17 protein-coding genes are annotated in these 18,302 nt (G+C 66.2%); 9 read left to right on the top strand and 8 right to left on the bottom strand.

All coding sequences use genetic code 11. The features are described from left to right. Positions 1–5 precede the first annotated feature (5 nt). Positions 6–2,171: a prolyl oligopeptidase family serine peptidase gene (locus GQY20_RS13010; RefSeq protein ID WP_157217528.1), complete on the top strand. Its 2,166-nt coding sequence runs from the start codon at positions 6–8 to the stop codon at positions 2,169–2,171. 164 nt (positions 2,172–2,335) lie between these two features. Here GQY20_RS13010 and GQY20_RS13005 read toward each other — a convergent pair whose 3' ends face one another. Together GQY20_RS13005 and GQY20_RS13000 are read right to left on the bottom strand one after the other, a co-directional pair. After that, positions 2,336–3,313 carry a phosphatase PAP2 family protein gene (locus tag GQY20_RS13005; protein ID WP_157217527.1) on the bottom strand — a complete coding sequence of 326 codons (978 nt, stop codon included), beginning with the start codon at positions 3,311–3,313 and terminating at the stop codon, positions 2,336–2,338. A gap of 196 nt (positions 3,314–3,509) precedes the next feature. Continuing rightward, a complete protein-coding gene (locus tag GQY20_RS13000) occupies positions 3,510–3,887 on the bottom strand; it encodes a hypothetical protein (RefSeq protein WP_157217526.1) in 378 nt (125 codons plus the stop codon). Here GQY20_RS13000 and GQY20_RS12995 point away from each other — a divergent pair. Both GQY20_RS12995 and GQY20_RS12990 read left to right on the top strand, forming a co-directional pair. Then, complete coding sequence (locus GQY20_RS12995) at positions 3,870–4,259, top strand: hypothetical protein (protein ID WP_157217525.1); 390 nt, start codon at positions 3,870–3,872, stop codon at positions 4,257–4,259. The two genes, GQY20_RS13000 and GQY20_RS12995, sit on opposite strands and share 18 nt — an antisense overlap. Before the next feature lie 290 nt (positions 4,260–4,549). Then, positions 4,550–5,455, top strand: a complete 906-nt coding sequence (locus GQY20_RS12990; protein WP_157217524.1) for a TIGR03619 family F420-dependent LLM class oxidoreductase — start codon at positions 4,550–4,552, stop codon at positions 5,453–5,455. Between the two features lie 10 nt (positions 5,456–5,465). Here GQY20_RS12990 and GQY20_RS12985 read toward each other — a convergent pair whose 3' ends face one another. Further along, complete coding sequence (locus tag GQY20_RS12985; RefSeq protein WP_157217523.1) at positions 5,466–6,230, bottom strand: IclR family transcriptional regulator; 765 nt, start codon at positions 6,228–6,230, stop codon at positions 5,466–5,468. Continuing rightward, the gene (locus GQY20_RS12980) at positions 6,227–7,438 is read right to left on the bottom strand and encodes a CaiB/BaiF CoA transferase family protein (RefSeq protein ID WP_232476032.1); all 1,212 of its coding nucleotides are present in this window, start codon (positions 7,436–7,438) and stop codon (positions 6,227–6,229) included. The genes GQY20_RS12985 and GQY20_RS12980 overlap by 4 nt, the downstream gene beginning before the upstream one ends. Before the next feature lie 103 nt (positions 7,439–7,541). Between GQY20_RS12980 and GQY20_RS12975 the strand changes: the two genes are divergently transcribed. Both GQY20_RS12975 and GQY20_RS12970 read left to right on the top strand, forming a co-directional pair. Then, a complete protein-coding gene (locus tag GQY20_RS12975; protein ID WP_157217522.1) occupies positions 7,542–9,044 on the top strand; it encodes an aldehyde dehydrogenase in 1,503 nt (500 codons plus the stop codon). Between the two features lie 152 nt (positions 9,045–9,196). Continuing rightward, on the top strand, positions 9,197–9,958 hold the full coding sequence (locus tag GQY20_RS12970) for an SDR family NAD(P)-dependent oxidoreductase (protein WP_157217521.1): 762 nt from the start codon (positions 9,197–9,199) through the stop codon (positions 9,956–9,958). 31 nt (positions 9,959–9,989) lie between these two features. Here the strand turns inward: GQY20_RS12970 and GQY20_RS12965 are convergent, their stop codons facing one another. The 3 genes from GQY20_RS12965 to GQY20_RS12955 form a co-directional block, all read right to left on the bottom strand. Next, positions 9,990–10,634, bottom strand: coding sequence for a glutathione S-transferase family protein (locus GQY20_RS12965; protein ID WP_157217520.1), 645 nt, complete (start codon positions 10,632–10,634; stop codon positions 9,990–9,992). A gap of 135 nt (positions 10,635–10,769) precedes the next feature. Next, positions 10,770–11,309 carry a cytochrome b gene (locus GQY20_RS12960; RefSeq protein WP_157217519.1) on the bottom strand — a complete coding sequence of 180 codons (540 nt, stop codon included), beginning with the start codon at positions 11,307–11,309 and terminating at the stop codon, positions 10,770–10,772. Then, a complete protein-coding gene (locus GQY20_RS12955) occupies positions 11,306–12,379 on the bottom strand; it encodes a catalase family peroxidase (protein WP_157217518.1) in 1,074 nt (357 codons plus the stop codon). Before GQY20_RS12955 ends, GQY20_RS12960 begins: the two co-directional genes overlap by 4 nt. 181 nt (positions 12,380–12,560) lie before the next feature. Between GQY20_RS12955 and GQY20_RS12950 the strand changes: the two genes are divergently transcribed. Then, positions 12,561–14,276, top strand: a complete 1,716-nt coding sequence (locus GQY20_RS12950) for a thiamine pyrophosphate-dependent enzyme (protein ID WP_157217517.1) — start codon at positions 12,561–12,563, stop codon at positions 14,274–14,276. Between the two features lie 30 nt (positions 14,277–14,306). Here GQY20_RS12950 and ybaK read toward each other — a convergent pair whose 3' ends face one another. After that, on the bottom strand, positions 14,307–14,780 hold the full coding sequence (ybaK, locus tag GQY20_RS12945; RefSeq protein ID WP_157217516.1) for a Cys-tRNA(Pro) deacylase: 474 nt from the start codon (positions 14,778–14,780) through the stop codon (positions 14,307–14,309). A 210-nt stretch (positions 14,781–14,990) separates the two neighbouring features. Here ybaK and GQY20_RS12940 point away from each other — a divergent pair, with 210 nt between their 5' ends. From GQY20_RS12940 to GQY20_RS12930, 3 genes are all read left to right on the top strand, one after another. Continuing rightward, positions 14,991–15,296, top strand: coding sequence for a Rieske (2Fe-2S) protein (locus GQY20_RS12940; RefSeq protein WP_232476031.1), 306 nt, complete (start codon positions 14,991–14,993; stop codon positions 15,294–15,296). A 119-nt stretch (positions 15,297–15,415) separates the two neighbouring features. Next, positions 15,416–16,894 carry an aldehyde dehydrogenase gene (locus GQY20_RS12935; RefSeq protein ID WP_157217514.1) on the top strand — a complete coding sequence of 493 codons (1,479 nt, stop codon included), beginning with the start codon at positions 15,416–15,418 and terminating at the stop codon, positions 16,892–16,894. Continuing rightward, complete coding sequence (locus GQY20_RS12930) at positions 16,894–18,291, top strand: glutamine synthetase family protein (RefSeq protein ID WP_157217841.1); 1,398 nt, start codon at positions 16,894–16,896, stop codon at positions 18,289–18,291. Before GQY20_RS12935 ends, GQY20_RS12930 begins: the two co-directional genes overlap by 1 nt. Positions 18,292–18,302: the final 11 nt, after the last annotated feature.

The raw sequence follows: 18,302 nt of genomic DNA, 5'->3' as shown, positions 1-18,302 counted from the left end.
CTGCGATGACCGGGATCGATCGGCGGGCATTCATGGCAGGCAGCGGCGCGGCGGTGCTCGCGACCGGTCTCGCAGGGCGGCTCGCCGCGGCGGCGCCGGCCGGCAACAAGCCGCCAATGCAGGCCCGCGTCGCCCCGGTGGTCGACGACTATTATGGCACCAAGGTAAGCGATCCCTATCGCTGGATGGAAAATCCGAAAGACCCGGACTGGCTGCCCTTCCTCCATTCGCAGAGCGATCACGCCCATGCCGTGCTCGATGCCATTCCTGGCCGCGCAACGCTGGCGAAACGCATCGCCGCCTTGTCCGGCGACGCCGCGGCGACCCGCCGGGTAGCCCCCGCCGGCCCATGGCTGTTCTACGAGCAGCGGCCCGCAGGCGCGGACAATTTCAAGCTGTTCGTGAAGGGCGCGGATGGTGCAGTGCGCACGCTGATCGATCCGACGACGATGAAGATGGGCGAGGCGCACGTTTCGCTCGACTGGTGGGAACCGTCGTTCGACGGTACGCACATCGCCTACGGCCTTTCGCCCGCCGGCTCCGAAGCCTCTGTGCTGCACGTGATGGAGGTGGCGACCGGCACGATCCTGCCCGAGCGCATCCCCAATCTCGATTACGGCATTACGGGCTGGCTGCCCGATGGCAGCGGCTTCTACTATCTCGCCCTCGTCAATCCACGCGGCACGCCCGAATTCTATCTGGACAGCGAATGCCGGCTGCATCGGCTCGGCACCGATCCCAAGGACGACCGCCTGGTGCTGAAGCGCGGGCTCTATCCCGAAATTCCGATGGAGCCGGTCCAGGTGCCTGCCGTCTATACGAGCGAAGGCACGGACACGCTGCTCGTCATGGTGCAGGATATCCGTACCGAAAAGGCGATCTGGACGACCAGTGTCGCCGCGCTCGACAGCGGCAAGCCTGCCTTCGCCCGCGTCGCTGATTTCGACGACCTGATAGTAGGCACCACGCGGAGGGGCGACGATCTCTATCTGCTCAGCAACAACGGCGCGTCACGGGGCCGCATCCTGCTGACTTCGGCCAGCAAGCCTGACCTTGCCGGTGCACGCGAGATCATGCCCGAGAGCGCATCGGTGATCGAAGATCTGACCGCGGCGCGCGATGGCGTCTATGTGACGATCATGGATGGCGGCGTCGAGCGGCTGTCACGGATTGCGGGCACCACCGTCGCGCCAGTCGCGCTGCCCTTCGAGGGCGCGGTGGGCGCAGTCTTCGCCAGCACGAGCCGCGACGGCGCCTATCTGCTGCTGACCGGCTGGCTGCAGCCGAGCGGCATCTGGCAGGTGAGCGCCGCCGGCAAGGTGAGCGACACCGGCATCACGCCCCGGCCGCCGATCGACACGAGCCCCTATGAGACGCGACGCGGCTTCGCCACCGCCAGGGACGGCGTGAAGATCCCCTACACGCTCGTCTACCGCAAGGGCATGCAGGCGACGGGCGCCAACCCGACCCTGGCGACGGGCTATGGTGCCTACCAATATTCGGCGACCCCGCATTTCTCCCCGAGCCTGCTGCCTTTCCTCGATGCCGGCGGCGTCTATTGCAACGCCAATGTCCGCGGCGGCGGCGAATATGGGCGCGACTGGCACAAGGCTGGACAGAAGGCGACCAAGCCGAACACCTGGCGCGATCTGATCGCGGTCTGCGAGGCGCTGATCGCGGACCGCGTCACCAGCCCGCGTCATCTCGCGATCAGCGGCACCTCGGCCGGCGGGATCACGGTGGGCCGCGCGCTGACCGAACGGCCCGACCTGTTCGCCGCGGCGATCGACAATGTCGGCTGGACCAATCCGATCCGCTACGTCGCCGAACAGAATGTCGCCGACATCGACGAATGGGGCCCGATGACGGATGCCGAGAGCTTCCGCATCCTCTATGCGATGGACGCCTATCACGCGATCAAGCCCGGCACCGCCTATCCCGCGGTGCTATGCGTGACCGGTGCCACCGATCCCCGCGTCGCGCCCTGGCACGTCGCCAAATTCGCCGCCCGCCTGCAAGCCGCGACATCGAGCCGCAACCCCGTGCTGCTGCGCGTCGATTTCGACGCAGGCCACGGCGTCGGATCGACCCGCACGCAAGGCGACGCGCTGGCGGCTGACATGTACGCCTTCGTGCTGTGGCGGACCGGCGCTGCGGGATTCCAGATGTAAGGCGCGCGCAACGAGATCGAAGAAACCGGCAACCAACACCATGGCTACCGATTACAAGCGCTTGATTCCGTCGTGCCCCTTGCTCCCGGCGTCCTTGCCTTAAACGCGCAGCTCCGACGCTTCACCCGAAGCCGCTCAGCGCATGTGCCTGCGCAACTATCCGATCATGTCGACGCCGCCGTTACCGAAGCGGCGCGTGATTCCGGCACGGTCGAAGCCAGCGCCCAGCCCGCGCGTTCGGAATAACGGAAACGCCGTGCTGCATCGTAAAGACTATGCGTGAACGAAAGGCCGATGGCGGTAATGATGACCCCGCAGACGAGATCGGCGGCATAATGCCCGCCGGACAGGAGCGCGCCCAGGATCATCAGAATGTTCGCGGGAACGAAGATCATGCGAGCCCAGCGGAGCGGCCACGCTGCCCATATGTAAAGAAGTGCCGATATTGTGTGGAAACTTGGGAAGCCGATGATTCCCTGCCAGAATGTCCCGCTCGGCGGACGATAGCCCTGGCGGATCTGCAGGAGCTCGTGAATCCAGCCGTCCGTGCCGGGCAGCAGATAGCGATAAATGGCCAGTCGCGCCGGCGAATGCCACTCGTAGGTCCATGCCGTCGTGACCGGATAGAAAATGAAGATCAGGATCGTCAGCGCGAGAGTTACGGTCATCGTGACGACGAATTTTTCCAGCCGCTCATAATGGGAAGCCTGTATCAGCAGCAGAATAAGCAATACCGGCTGAACGACATTGCTGTTGTAGCATAAAATGGTCAATCGTGCGAAACTGGGATGTGAAGCGAAGAACAGCGCGAATGCCCGCCAGTCATATCCGATCATGCGATCGAACCGGAGCATGGCGGAATCGACCAGAGGATGCCCTGCCGTGGCCGCGCAATAGGCAAGGATGACGCCGGCGCTGGCGATCGTAGATGCCTGCATGAGCGCACTCAGCGCCTTGCCCGCCTTCCCGAGCCTTCCGGCGCGCTCACCCAGAGTGACGGAGACCAGAATGCCGAGGCCAATCTGAAAGACGAGCGCCGCCAGAGGCCCCCAACCGACAGGAAAATCGCTTTCGATCAATGCAATGACGGCAGCGCCGGCGAACAACGCCACTGGCGCCCAAATGGCGGGACCCAGGGCCATCTCCTGCCCTGGCGACCGCATATCCATGCGCCGGTCAGATGGTCCGGACATCAGCGGGATAGTTGCATCAATGCCGCGCGATCCTGCATGTCGCCACGCAGGGATGCCGTCCGAAACACCATGAGTCTTTCCGAATAGAAATGTCCCTATCTCGCAATAGCGGAACAGGTCTTACGAAGTCGTTATTTGGCTTTCGTCAGGAGCCGCTCGAGACAGGCGCCGGCACCGGGAAATGCGACGTCACGTCTTTGGGACGGCAGATGGCAAAACGGCGGCGCCAGCGTGCCTCCACGAAGGTGAGGAACTGCCTGGCCCGGTGCCTCGCGCCGCGCGTCTCCCCGTTTTCGACCGCGAGTTCGATCCTGATCCGTCCTTCCTCGTCCAGCAGCGCCAGCATGTGGAGCAGCGGGATTCCGATCGCGTCGGCCCACGCGAAGAGATTGGGGGAGATCAGCGTCGGGCCACCGGAAGGGGACACATAATCGACGAAGACGACGAGCACCCGACCCTCCTCCAACGCGGCGCGCGCCTTGAGGAAGACAGTCGGATCGGCGGCATGGATGCGTTCGATCATGTCACTGCTGCCCCAGCTCCAGGACCGCAGATCGCCGTCACCGAAGCCGATGAACAGCGGACTGCGCCCATCGATCCGCAGGCCGCCATGGGCGGCCAGCGCAAGCTGTGTGTGCACCGTCGCGACCACGGCACCCTGCCCCGCGCGAAGCCGCTCGCGGAGCAATTCGGCGCCGACGAGATCGATATCGAGCGGAAACGCAGGGTCGATCAGGCAAAAGCGCGACAGAAGATTGTTCATCAGCATCGCGCGGACCGGAATGGCGCCGTCGCCGCGCGGGCCGAGGAAAAGGGACGCCAGCGGCTCTACGCAACGCGCGAAGACGAAGGCGCGCCGCTGCGCGCGCTGTCGCCGTCCCGCTTTCCACAATAGCCAGGCAGGCAGGGGTGCCAGCCGGTTCCATGTCGCGTACAGGCATTTTCCCAATTGCCTCCGCATGATACCCCCTCAGAATTACCCCCAAGGATAGTATCAAATTTGCGCGCAAAATCACGTCTCATGCTGCATTGGCGAAATATTATCATGGATTTCATCGCCCGGCTCACTGAGGTCCCGGTTTCGGTCGCCAGCATGATCGTCGCCTTGCCAAAAGCTTTCGCGATTGTCGCATACCGCCCCCGGATCTAGCCCGATTGCAGGAAACACGGGCGAGGGTCGGGTGGATGGGCGCAGTCAGGCAAGTCGGTATCACGCTGCATCGGATCGGCGTCCTGACCGGGGGCGACATCGGCAAGGTTCTGGAAATGGCGCAGGTGGCCGATGCGGCCGGGATCGATATGATCAGCGTGCCCGATCATATCAGCTTCGGCCCCGGTGCGCGGGAGGAATATCCACAGGGGCCGGACAAGTTTCCCGGCGGCATCGACGAGGACTGGTACGAGCCACTGACCCTGCTGGCCGCGATCGCGTCGGTGACGACGCAGATCCGGCTGTCCACCGCCATCCTAATCTCGCCGCTGCGTTCCGCGGTGTTCCTCGCCAAGCAGTTGGCGACACTCGACCGCATTTCGAACGGGCGCGCCGTGCCCGTTTTCGGCGCTGGATGGCATCGCGCCGAATTCGCGTCCTGCAACATGCCGTTCGACACCAAGTTCACCCACATGGAGGAGCAGATCGGCGCCTGCCGGGCGCTCTGGAAAGGCGGCGCGCAGAGCTTCCACGGCACGATCGTGAATTTCGACGATCTCTGGTCCTATCCGCTGCCGGTCAACGGCGACATGCCGATCTGGCTCGGCATCAAGCCCTCGCCGCGCAATATCGAACGCATGGCGCGGCTGGGAAATGGCTGGCTGCCGGCGATGGAATCGCTGGAGGTGATCGCCGACACCAAGGCGAAGGTGCTGGCGAGGAAGACCGAGTTGGGGCTGCCGGCGGAGTTCACCATCCGCAAGGGCCTGGTGCCCGTCTATCGCGCCGACGGAACGCCGGATGCGGATGCGACCTTCGCCCAGGCAGGCGCGATGACGGAAGCGGGCGTGGACGTGGTGGACCTCGCGCCGATCTTCCTCAGCGGGGACTATCGCGACGCGGCGAGCCTGATCGAGCGAATGGCCGCGCTGAAGGGATGACGGAATGCTCTCACGGCGCGCCGAGGCGCTGCGACACTTCCGCGGCAGCATTGCGCAGCAGAGCGATCAGGCGAGGCCGATCGCGGGCGACGCGATCGATCGGGCCTCCGATCATCATCGCCGCGGCGACGCTGCCGGACGCATCGAAGACCGGCACGGCGAGTCCGGACACGCCCTCGGTCGTGTCGCCCGCGGTGATCGCGCAGCCTTCGGTGCGGATCTTCGCAAGGATTGCACGGAGCCGCGCCGGATCGGTGACGGTGCGATCGGTGATGCGATCGAGCCGGGCGCTGCGCAGGAAGCTCTCGATCCAGGCAGGCGGCTGATAGGCGAGCAGCAGCAGGCCGCCCGCGGACGCGTGCAGCGGTCGCCGGTCGCCGACGGTGGCGGCGAAGCGGATCGCGCTCAGGCTTTCGAACTTGGCGACATAGACGATCGCGCGTTCGTCCGGCGCCATGGTGGCGAGGATGCTCGTCTCGCCGGCGTCCAGCGCCAGCCGTTCGAGGATGGGAGAGGCTTCCCCGGCCAGATCCGGCGAGGCGCCGAGCAGCGAACGGGCCAGGGAAAGGCTGGCAGGCCCCACGGCATAGAGGCGCTGCCGCAAGACGATGTGACCGCTCGTCCGCAGGCCGCGCAGCAGGCCGAGCAGGCTGCTCTTCGGCACGTCCAGCACCTGGGACAATGTGGTGAGAGACAGGCCGCGGGGATGCTCAGCAAGCAGCGCCAGTACGGCAAAGGCCCGATCGACCGCGAGCGGGCCGCGCGGATCGCTCACGCGCCGCCGAGCGTCCCGCCCGCCTTCAGCGCATCGATCTCCTCGGCCGTAAAGCCGGCGTCGGCCAGCACCGCGCGCCCGTCTGCGCCGAGCTTCGGCGCCGACCGGGTGATCGCGCCCGGAGTGCGCGAGAAACGCGTCGGGATGCCGGCGAGGCGCATCGGCCCATCCTCGTCAGAGATGCTCTGCCAGAAGCCGACCGCCTCGAGATGGGGATCGCGGGTCAGATCCTCGGTGGTGAGCAACGGGGCGGCCGGGATCTCCGCCCGTTCCATCTTGTCCAGCCAGGCCGCGGTGGTGTCGCTGGCGAAGACCTCGCAGATCCGCTCCAGCACATGATCGATATGCTCGCTGCGCGACTGCATGGTGGAGAAACGCGGATCGCGCGACCATTCGGGATTGCCGAGCAGATCGAAGAAGCGCTTCCAGTGGCGGTCATTGTAGATCAGCACGCTGATATAGCCGTCGGCCGTGCGATAGGGCCGCCGATCCGCCTGCACCGCGCGGCGATAGACCGGCCGGCCCATCGGGGGATCGTAAATGCCGCCGACGCTGTGCTCGGCGAAGAGGAAGGAGGTCATCGTCTCGAACATGGGCACCTCGATCTCCTGCCCCTGCCCGCTCCGCTCCCGCTCGTAGAGCGCCGCCATGATCGCATAGGCACCGGTGAGACCGCCGACCTTGTCCGCCACCACCGTCGCGACATAGCTCGGCTCGCCGCCGGCCAGCTCGGTCTGCAGCATCGCCGCGCCGGACATCGCCTGGATCACGTCGTCATAGGCAGGCCGCCCGGCATAGGGACCGCCGCGGCCGAAGCCGTACATGTTGAGGTAGACGAGGCGCGGGTTACGCTCCGCGAGCGCAGCGTAGCCGAGGCCGAGCCGTTCCATCGCCGAAGGGCGCATCGAATGGAGGAAGACGTCGGCCTGATCGACGAGCCGAAGCAGCGCCTCGCGCCCTTCCGGCTGCTTCAGGTCGAGCACGATCGAGCGCTTGCCGCGGTTGAGGTTGATGAACATCCCGCCATGGCCCACCGCGCGGGCCGGCCCCAGATAGCGGGTGGTGTCGCCATCGGCGCTCTCCACCTTCACCACCTCGGCGCCCAGGTCGCAGAGGATCTGCGCACAATAAGGCCCCATCAGCGCTAGGGTGAGATCGATCACCTTGACGCCGGCCAGCGGCCCGCTCTTCGGTTCGGATATTCGCACGGCAATCCCCTCTTTTGTGATCTGCGTATTCGGGCTGGATCATGCGGTCAACGCGCAATAGACTGAGTCCAGAAATTCGAATATCCGAACAAGGGAGACGAGGATGCTGCAGACCGCCCGGCCCGAGGCCGATATCCGGCGCGAGCCGAAACTGTGGATCGGCGGCCAATGGGTCGATCCGATCGACGGCGAGATGGGCCAGTCGATCGATCCGTCGACCGGCGCAGTCTGGGCCGAAGTCGCCTTCGCCGGGCCTAAGGACATCGATCGGGCGGTCGCCGCCGCACGCGAGGCGTTCAACGGCCCCTGGCGCAAGATGCTGCCCTGGGAGCGCGCGGCGATCCTGCGCCGCCTCGCCGACATCTACAAGGAGCGCGCGCCGGACCTGGCCGTGCTCGAATCGCGCGACACCGGGCGCGCCATTCGCGAGATCCGCGGCGAGTTCGCCAACCACCATCATTTCTGGCAGTGGTTCGCCTCGCTGGCCGACAAGCTCGACGGCCGCGCGGTCTCGGTCGATCCCGCGGTGCACGCCTTCACCTCGCGCCTGCCGGTGGGCGTGGTCGGCGCGATCACGCCGTGGAACGCGCCGATGCTGACCACCATCTGGAAGATCGCACCGGCGCTGGCCGCGGGCTGCACCGTCGTCCACAAGCCCGCCGAGCTGACTCCCGTCACTGCGTTCGAGCTGGCGCGGATGATGGAAGAAGCCGGGATTCCGGCAGGTGTCTACAATGTCGTGCCGGGCTATGGCCATATCGCTGGCGCGCATCTCGTCGCGCATGAGGATGTCGACAAGATCGGCTTCACCGGCGAAGGCGCGACCGCGAAAGAGATCCTCCGCACCGGCGCGCACACGCTGAAGCGCTTCTCGTTCGAGCTTGGCGGCAAGTCGGCGCACATCCTGTTCGACGATGCCGATTTCGATCAGGCGATGAATGCGGCGGTTGGCTCCTCCTTCGCGGTCTGCGGCCAGAGCTGCGCGCTCGGCAGCCGCATCCTCGTCCAGCGCGGGCTATACGAGCGGGTGACCGGCGAATTTCCGGGCCGCGCCGGCAAGGTGCGCGTCGGCATGCCGCTCGATCCCGAGACGCATATGGGACCGCAATCCAACATCAAGCAGCTCGAGAAGACTTTGTCCTATATCGAGGCCGGCCATGCCGACGGTGCGCGGCTGATCGCCGGCGGCAACCGGATCACCACCGACGGCATGGCGAACGGCTATTTCGTCCAGCCGACGGTGTTTGCCGACGTCACCAACGAGATGAAGATCGCGCGCGACGAGATTTTCGGGCCGGTCGTGTCGCTGATCCCGTTCGACACCGAGGAGGAGGCGATCGGCATCGCCAACAGCACGCGCTACGGCCTGTGCGCCGGCCTCTGGACGCGCGACGTTAGCCGCGCGCATCGCGTAGCGGCGCAGATCGAGGCGGGCACGGTGTGGGTCAACACCTATCGCTATATCCGCTGGGCGCTGCCCTATGGCGGGATGAAAGCCAGCGGCTGGGGCCGGGAGAATGGCGTCGAGGCGCTGGATTCCTATCTGGAGACGCGCACGACGGTGATCAGCACGACGGGACAGTTCCCGGACGCCTACGCGTCCTGAGCGGAAACGCGTCCAGTAACCGCCGTTCGCACTGAGCCTGTCGAAGTGCTCCCTTTTTCTTCTTCGATAGAGAAGAGAGATGAGGACTTCGACAAGCTCAGGCCAAGCGGGTTTTAATTCGAAGCTGCCTATCAGAACTGAGAGGATTGCCAATGAAACTGGTCAACAAGCTAGCGGTGGTGACCGCTGCTGCATCCGGCATGGGCCGCGCCGGCGTCGAGAAATTCGTCGCCGAGGGCGCGACCGTCGTCGCGGTCGACATCAACCGCGAGCGGCTGGACGAGCTCGCGGCGGCCGGCGGCGGCAAGGTGATACCGCTGGTGGCCGACCTCACCGATCCGGAGGCCTGCCGCCGTTTCGTGCATGAGGCGGCCGGGATGCTGGGCGGGCTCGATCTCCTCTGGAACCATGCCGGCTCGACCGTGCCGGGCGGCGTCGAGCAGATCGACCTTCCCTCCTATGACCGCACGATGATGCTGAACGTCACCTCCGGCGTGCTCGCCTGCGCCGAGGCGATCGGCCATATGCGCAAGCGCGGCGGCGGATCGATCCTGTTCACCGCATCGGTGGCCGGGCTGGTCGGATCGATGGGCAGCCCGATCTACTCGGCCGAGAAGTTCGCGGTGGTCGGCTACGCCAAGTCGCTCGCGCAGCGCTTCGCGGCGGACAATGTCCGCGTCAACGTCGTCTGCCCGGGAATCACCGACACGCCGATGCTGGCCGATTTCTACAAGGACCATGGCGGCAGCGGCGGGCCGGAGGCCTATGAGGCGGCGGTGCGCGGCGCGACGCCGATGGGCCGGCTCGGCCGGGCGGACGAGATCGCCAACGCCGCCTGCTTCCTGCTGTCCGACGAGGCCTCGTTCGTCACCGGCATCGCGATGCCCGTAGACGGGGGCTATACCTGCCGCTGAATGGGCTCACCGGAACACGACGGCTGGCGTCTCAATCGCGCCATTCGTCGGCCAGACCCTCCACCTCCAATATGCGCTGCACCGCAGGGCGGGCGCGGATGCGGGCGCGATGGGCGAGGATGTTCGGCAGGCGAGAGACGTCCCCGCGATCGCCCTTGCGCAGATAATTGGCGTAGACGGACAGATAGGCGTCCGAGAGGGTGAAGCGATCGCCATGGACATAGAGCCGTCCATCCGCGAGCCCCTGTTCGATCACCGCAAAATAGCGGTCGGCCAGTTCCGGCACCTTGTCCCGGAGAGCTTTTGCTGCCTCTTCGCCGTCGGCATAGGTGTCGGGAAAGACGATCTGCCGGAAGGCGACATGAATATTGGCCGAGATGAACAGGTTGAACGACTGGACACGTGCAAAGGCGAACGGATCGTCGAGCGGCGCCAGCCCGGCTTCGGGATGGCTCTGCGCGATATAGGACAGGATGGCAGGATTTTCGGTCAATGCTCCCCGATCGGTAAGCAGGACGGGCACCCGGCCCAGCGGGCTGATCGTGCGAAAGGGCGGCTGGTTGTTCTCGCCCACCGCATAATTCACGCGATGCCGCCGGTAGTCGGCCCCGGCTTCCTCGAGCGCGATATGCGGAACCAGCGAGCAGGCGCCCGGTGCATAATATAGGGTGAGCATGGCATCCTCGGATCTTGTCGTTGCAATCGAATGAGATCCCATCGTGCAGACGAAATGGTTCCGATCAAGAACAGGCCCAAAGAAATACTGAAGCCCGTGGCCGCATATATGGAGTGGCGGCGATCGGCGAGGCGATCACCCTCCTCTGCCCGCCATGCTGCGGAAGACGCCGTCCCGACGGATGAGGCCGTGGACGAGCGCGGCACCGACATGACCGAGTATGAGGAGAAAGAAGGCGTAGCCGAGCAGGCCATGGAGGCGGCGCAGCCAGCCATAGGCGACGATGTCGTGCGGCAGGATCGGGAAGAGCGCGACGCCCTTCCACAGGATTACCGGATAACCGCCGGCGGACTGCATCGCCCAGCCGATCAACGGCATCGCGATCATCAGCGCGTAGAGGAGATAATGCGATACCCTGGCCGCGGCTGCCTGGATCGGTGGCAAGTCCGCTGGAAGCGGCGGTGGACGATGGGTGAGGCGCACGGCCAGGCGGACGAGCGCCAGGACGAGGATGGCGATGCCGAGCGGCCGATGCCAGGCGAGCAGCGCGGGATAGGCGGCGCTCACCGTCGAGACCATGCCGGCGCCGATGAACAGCATCGCGAGGATCAGCACCGCCATCGTCCAGTGGAGCAGGCGTGCGGGAAAAGCGAAGAGTGTGTCGGGTCCGTTCATTTCGCGCCTCCCTCTCCCGCCTGCGTCAGCGCATCGGGACGCGGCCCTTCGATCGCCCGGCGCCGGAAAGACGCCGAATAGGCTGCCGAGCGTGCCGGCAGCAACGGGTCGTCCGATGCGGTCACACCGCGCGGCAGGACCAGCGGATCGAAATTATAGTCGCGGCAGTCGCCTGCGGCTTCCGTCGCGGCGCGATCGAGCGTCAGCGTGCCGACGTCGACGCGGCGATGACCCGCCCCCCAAGGAATGGTGGCATTGTCCGTCCGGTCGCCTGGATTGGCCAGCACGACGATCATGTGCCAGCGCATCGGACCGGCGGAGAGCCGCTTCAGCGCATCCACGAACAGGAAGTCGCGCGGCTGCGCGTCGAGCGTCTTCTTGTCGAGCGCGGCAAAAGGCGCCTCGGGTTCGAACTGCCAGCGCACCGCGCGCGATGCGCCCCCCGCATCGACGAAGCGGAAGGCATTGATGCTGTAATAAGTCCCGTTGGCGAAGCTCGACGGCAGCGGCGCGGACTTCATATAGTCCATGAACGCCTTGGTTTCCGGATGCCCGGCCAGATAGGCCTGCAGCTTCGCCGGGTCCGGCTTGTGCGTGGCGGGATCGGGAATGCCGGCGATCTGGAGGGAGACGAAATCCGCCGGCGTGGCCACCGGGAAGATCGGCGTATGATCCATCGCCATGCGCCATTGCTCGCCGTCCGGCAGGCGGAACAGCAATGCCATCGAATGGAAGACGTTGCGTCCGTCGCCGGCAAGCGGATCGCCGCCACCCAATGAGAATCGCCCTGTCACCGGGATACGGCCGGCGGGAAACAGCGCTGCGCGCGAAAGCGCGGTGCCGGTGCCATTCGCATCGAAATAGCCACTGACGCACAGGCCCTTGGCGTGGGCGCGGCGCCAGCCAGGCTCGGGCTTGCCGAGATTGTCCTGCAGCGCATCGGCAATGGCCGCACCGCCGATCCGCCGCGGGCTGAGCCACCCGCCTGCCCAGGCGAAGGCCAGCGCGACGAGGCCGAGAATGCCGGCGATCAGGAGAAGCGCGACCGAAGGCCTTAAAGCTGTTTTCACGGAGAGGCTCCTCTGTTCGAAGCGGATCGATCCTAACACCGATCGGGCGCGATGGCGCTAACACCTTCGTTTGCGATGGCAGGCGACGACGGGCCACCCATTAAACCGGCGTAACATCCTCATGCCCCCGAACCCTATGCGCTGCCATGCATTGTGGCCACATTGCGAAAAGGAGATCGAGATGAGCCGTACCGTGGCCGAAGTGATCGTCGAGACGCTGGCCCAGGCGGGTGCCAGGCGATGCTATGGCGTGCCTGGCGACACGCTGAACTATGTGACGGACGCGATCCGGCGGAGCGAGATACGCTGGGTGCATGTCCGCCACGAGGAAGCGGGGGCTATGGCGGCCGGCGCGGACGCGCTGCTGACCGGCGAACTGGCGTTGTGCGCAGGATCGTGCGGACCGGGCAGCCTGCATTTCATCAACGGTCTCTACGAAAGCAACCGCAACCGCGCGCCCGTGGTGCTGATCGCCAGTCAGATCGTGCGCGACGAGCTCGGCTTCGATTTTCCGCAGGAGGTGGACTTCAAGGCGGTCTACGCCTCCGGGAGCGTCTTCTGCGAGGAGATCCGCACTCCCGCCCAGGCGCGGCGGATGACGGCGATGGCTGCACAGGCCGCACTGGCGCGCAAGGGCGTCGCCGTGCTGATCGTGCCGGTGGATGTGTCGAGCGCGACCGCGCCCGACGAGCCTGGCTTCGCGGTGCACCGAGCGCGGCCGATCGTGCGGCCGGCCGAGGAGGAATTGGACAACGTCGCTGCGCTCCTGAACGCCGGCAAGCGGGTGACCATCTATGGCGGATCGGGCTGCGAGCGGGCGCACGATCAGGTGGTGGCGCTGGCGGACCGGCTGAAGGCGCCAGTGGCGCGCACCTCCCGCGCCAAGGATTATCTGGAGCACGACAATCCCTTCGATGTCGGCATGACCGGCGTGTTCGGCACCGCAGGCGGCTATGAGGCGCTGATGGAGTGCGACACGCTGCTCCTGCTCGGCTGCGACTTCGCCTGGCGGCAATTCTATCCGGGCAAGGCCAAAATCATCCAGATCGACATCGAGCCGACCCATCTCGGGCGACGCCACCCGGTCGATCTCGCCGTGGTGGGCGACATCGCGCCGACGCTGGATGCGTTGCTGCCCCGGATCGCCGCGCGTACCGACCGCCGCTTCCTCGACGAGGCGCTGGAGCGGGCCGCCAAGGCCGAGGACCGGCTGGAGGCGCGCGCCGTCGTCGGCAAGAGCGGCGTGATCCATCCGCAATATCTGGTCGATCTGATCGGCCGTCATGCCGCCCCGGACGCAATCTATACCGCGGATGGCGGATCGCCGATGGTCTGGTGCCTGCGCCACGTCCCGGCGACAGGGCGCAACCGGACGATCGTGAGCCTCAGCCACGGCACGATGGCCAATGCCATGCCGCAGGCCCTGGGCGCCAAGGCGGCGTTTCCCGAACGCCAGGTGATCTCCCTGTCCGGCGACGGCGGCTTCGCGATGCTGATGGGCGACCTCTTGACCACGGTGCAGGAGAAGCTGCCGATCAAGATCGCTATCTTCGACAACAGCTCGCTCGGTTTCGTGGAGCTGGAGCAGAAGGTGGAAGGCCTGCTGGACGCCTATACGGATCTCACCAATCCCGATTTCGCCAAAGTCGCGGCGGCAGTCGGCATATGGGGCCGGCGCGTCGAGAAGCCCGAGGAGCTGGAAGCCGCCGTGCAGCAATGGCTTGCGGAACCGGGACCGGCACTGCTCGACGTCGTTACCGATCGCTACGAGCTGGTGATGCCGCCCAAGGTGGAGATCAGCCAGGTGGTGGGCACCGCGCTCTACTCGGCGAAGGGCCTGCTTTCGGGCCGGGCCGGCGCCGTTGCCGGACTGATCGAGGGCGCGATCCGGAGTTGAGCATCGACAAACCGGCCATTTGCCCAAGTGTCAGACGCGCAGCGGCGCCACTATCGCGTCCAGCACGCGCTGCGCGTCCCGCGGATCGAGCCTTACCTGCAGGCCGCGCTGACCGGCGTTGATATAGACATAGGGGTGGGCGAGCGCGTCGGCGTCGATCGCGGTGCGGATGCGGCGCTTCTGGCCGAAGGGGCTGATCCCGCCCACCTTATAGCCGGTGATGCGCTCGGCATCGGCGGGCTTCATCATCTGTGCGGACTTGCCGCCGAACGCCGCCGCGAGCTTCTTCATCGCCAGTTCCCGATCGGACGCTATGATCGCGCAGGCGGGCTGGCCATCGACCAGCGCCATCAGCGTCTTGAGCACGCGGTCGGGCGCCTCTCCCAGCGCGTCTGCCGCCTGGATGCCGACGCGATCGGCGGAGGGATCGTAGGCATAGCTGTGCACGGTAAAGGCGACGCCCGCACCTTCAAGCATCTGCGTACCGCGCGTGGCCCTGGACATGGGAACTCCTTCGAAGCGTCATTGCGGGCGATGCCGAATGTGGACACGCGGCGGCAACCCTTCTTTCAGCGCCGGACAGCGCGCCGTAAATCCTCCGTGAAGACTTGCCCGCTACCCAGACAGAGCGGAACAGACCATCGTCAGAGGAGAGCCATGGCGGACCCGTCGCCATTCTGCTGGTGGACGCCGGCCGGGATCGCGATCGGCAGGATGGACGAGATCGAAGACGGCACAGCCCGCGTCTACGAGATCGAGCTATCTGAACGCCGGTTTCGCGGCCTGATCGCGCGGCGCGGCGAGCGACTGTTCGGCTTCGTCGATCGCTGTCCACATGCCGCCGTGCCATTAACAAGATCGGCAACCGACGATCCCATCGACAATGGACTGATCCAATGCTGCTGGCACGGCGCACGCTTTGAAATGGAAAGCGGCTACTGCGTTTCCGGCCCGTGCCAGGGCCGGTCGCTCAGCCCATGGCCGATCGCAGTGAAAGGCGACCGGATCGTGACTGCCTGAGACGGTCGCCCTGCCGCGGCCTGGGACGCGGCCCGCTTGCTCGTGCAGCGTAGATTCTGCCACTCGCCCCCTTCTCGTCCGAGCGATTCTGTGCAAGTGTGATCACAGATGGGGATGACATGATCGACGAACGGACCCTCGATAAGGCACGATCGCTCTGCCAAGCGCTGATCGGCGGCACGATGAGCGGCGCGCGGAGTGGCATGACCTTCGCCAACGTCAGCCCTCGCGACGGACGCACGCTGGCCAATGTCGCCGCATGCGACGCCACGGACGTGGACGCGGCCGTGGCGTCAGCGCGCGCCGCGTTCGAGGACGGGCGCTGGCGCGACCTGCCTCCCAAGGCAAAGAAGAAGGTGCTGCACCGCCTGGCCGACCTGATGGAGACGCATGCCGACGAGCTTGCGTGGCTGGAATGCCTGGACATGGGCAAGCCGATCTCGGACGCGCGCGGCGTCGACCTGCCGCTCGCGATCGATACGGTGCGCTATTATGCCGAGGCGCTGGACAAGCTCTATGGCGAGGTCGGCCCCTCGCATCCCGGCCGGCTTTCCTATGCGGTGCACGAGCCGCTGGGCGTGATCGGCGCGATCGTGCCGTGGAACTTCCCGCTGCTGATGGCGATGTGGAAGGTGGCGCCAGCGCTGGCGATGGGCAATTCGATGGTGCTCAAGCCCGCCGAACAGTCCCCCTCCAGCGCGATCCGGATCGGCGAACTGGCGCTGGAGGCGGGACTGCCGCCGGGCGTGCTGAACGTGGTGCCTGGCTTCGGCGAGACTGCGGGCAAGGCGCTCGCGCTCCACGTGGATGTGGACATGATCGCCTTCACGGGATCGGGCAGCGTCGGCAAGCTGTTGATGCGCTATTCGGGCGAGAGCAACCTCAAGCGCGTGTCGCTGGAACTGGGCGGCAAATCGCCTCAGATCGTTTTCGCCGACTGCACCGATCTCGATGCGGCGGCGCAGGCGGCGGCCTGGGGCATCTTCTACAATCAGGGCGAGGTGTGCACCGCCGCCTCCCGCCTGCTCGTGCAGCGCGACATCAAGGATGCCTTTCTCGAGCGCGTGCTCGCGGTGGCGAAGGGGATCGTGCCGGGCGATCCTGCCGATCCCGAAACGCGCTTCGGCGCGATGGTGAGCGAGGAGCAGATGCAAACCGCGCTGCGCCACATCGAGGCCGCGCGGCAGGAGAGCGGACCGCCGCTCATCGGCGGGCGTCGGGTGCGCGAGGAAACCGGCGGCTTCTATGTCGAGCCGACGATCTTCGATACCGCGCCGAGCGCCGCGCTTGCGCAGCAGGAAGTCTTCGGACCGGTATTGGGCGTGATCCCGTTCGACGCTCCGGACGAGGCCTTCCGGATCGCCAACGACACCATCTACGGCTTGGCCGCAGGTGTCTGGACCGGTAGTGTCGACCTGGCGCATCGTTCTGCCAAGAAGCTGCGCGCCGGGCTCGTCTGGGTGAACGGCTGGGACGCATGCGACATCACCATGCCGTTCGGCGGATTCAAGCAATCCGGCTTCGGCCGCGATCGCAGCATGCACGCCCTGGAAAAATATGCAGACCTGAAGGCCGTGACCTTCAGCTTGAGGACATGATGCACGCCCGCGCCCACCGACCCGGCTTCGCGGCCGATCCGCAGGAGGCCATCGCCTTCCTGACCGCCAATCCGCAGATACGCTTCATCGAGGTGTTCTTCACCAGCATGGCAGGCGTGCCCCGCGGCAAGCGGCTGCGGCGCGACGAACTGCTCGCGATCTACGAATATGGTCGGTTCCTGCCGGGATCGGTGCTGGTCGTCGACATCACCGGGCAGGATTGCGAGAATACCGGCCTGGTCTGGGAAGATGGCGATGCCGACCGGCTCGCCAAGCCAGTGCCGGGCACGCTGGTGCCGACGCCCTGGCTGGGGCCGGACATGGCGCAGGTTATGACATCGATGCACGAGCTCGACGGGACGATCAACGATCTCGATCCGCGCGCCGTGCTGGCCCGTGTGCTCGATCGCTTCGCCGCGGACGGGCTGACGCCGGTGACGGCATGCGAGCTGGAATTCTACCTGATCGAGCCGCGCGGGCCGGACGGCGTGGTGCGTGTGCGCCGATCTTCGCTCGGCGGACGCGAGCCGGAGGGCGTGCAAGCCTATGGCCTGCCCGAGCTGGACGACGAGACGCCGTTCCTGCGCGATCTGTGGGACGCCGCGGACGCCCAGGGCATCCCGCTGGAAGGCGCTATCTCCGAGGCGGCGCCGGGACAGCTCGAGCTCACCCTGCACCACAAGGCGGACGCGCTGCGCGCCGCCGACGATGCCGTGATGTACAAGCGTGCCGCCAAGGGCATCGCGCGCGTCCATCGCTGCGATGCGACCTTCATGGCCAAGCCCTGGTCCGACCGCTCAGGCAGCGGGCTACACCTGCACGCCAGCGTCGAGGATGCCAAGGGCGCGAACATCTTCGCCAGCGACGATGTCGCCGGCGGTCCGCCGCTGCGTCATGCGATCGGCGGCATGGCCAGGCTGATGGCGGACAGCATGGCGATCTTCGCGCCGGGAATGAACAGCTATCGCCGCTTCCGCGCGAACAGCTATGCGCCGATCGCGCCGACTTGGGGCGTCAACAACCGCACCGTGGCGCTGCGCGTGCCGGCGGGGCCGCCGCACACCCGCCATGTCGAGCATCGCGTGGCCGGGGCGGACGCCAATCCTTATCTCGCCCTCGCCGCCGTGCTGGCGGGGATGCACCATGGACTGACCAACGCGATCGATCCGGGTCCGCCGACGGTGGGCGACGGCTATGCCGCCGCGGCCGCTTCCGGCGCGTCGCTGCCCACCAACTGGTTCGATGCGGTGCGGCTGCTGGAGAAATCGGAGATATTGCGCGACTATCTCGGCGACCGCTTCGTCGACATGTATGTCGCGGTGAAGCAGACCGAGCAGAATCGCTTCTTCGAGCAGGTCTCGAGCCTCGATCATGACTGGTATCTCGCCAATGCGTGAGGGGGTGGCGC

It is taken from the genome of Flavisphingomonas formosensis, from assembly GCF_009755815.1.
Classification (GTDB): Bacteria; Pseudomonadota; Alphaproteobacteria; order Sphingomonadales; family Sphingomonadaceae; genus Flavisphingomonas; species Flavisphingomonas formosensis.
The sequence above is the reverse complement of the archived record's forward strand: the minus strand, read 5'-3'. Positions and strand labels throughout refer to the sequence as shown.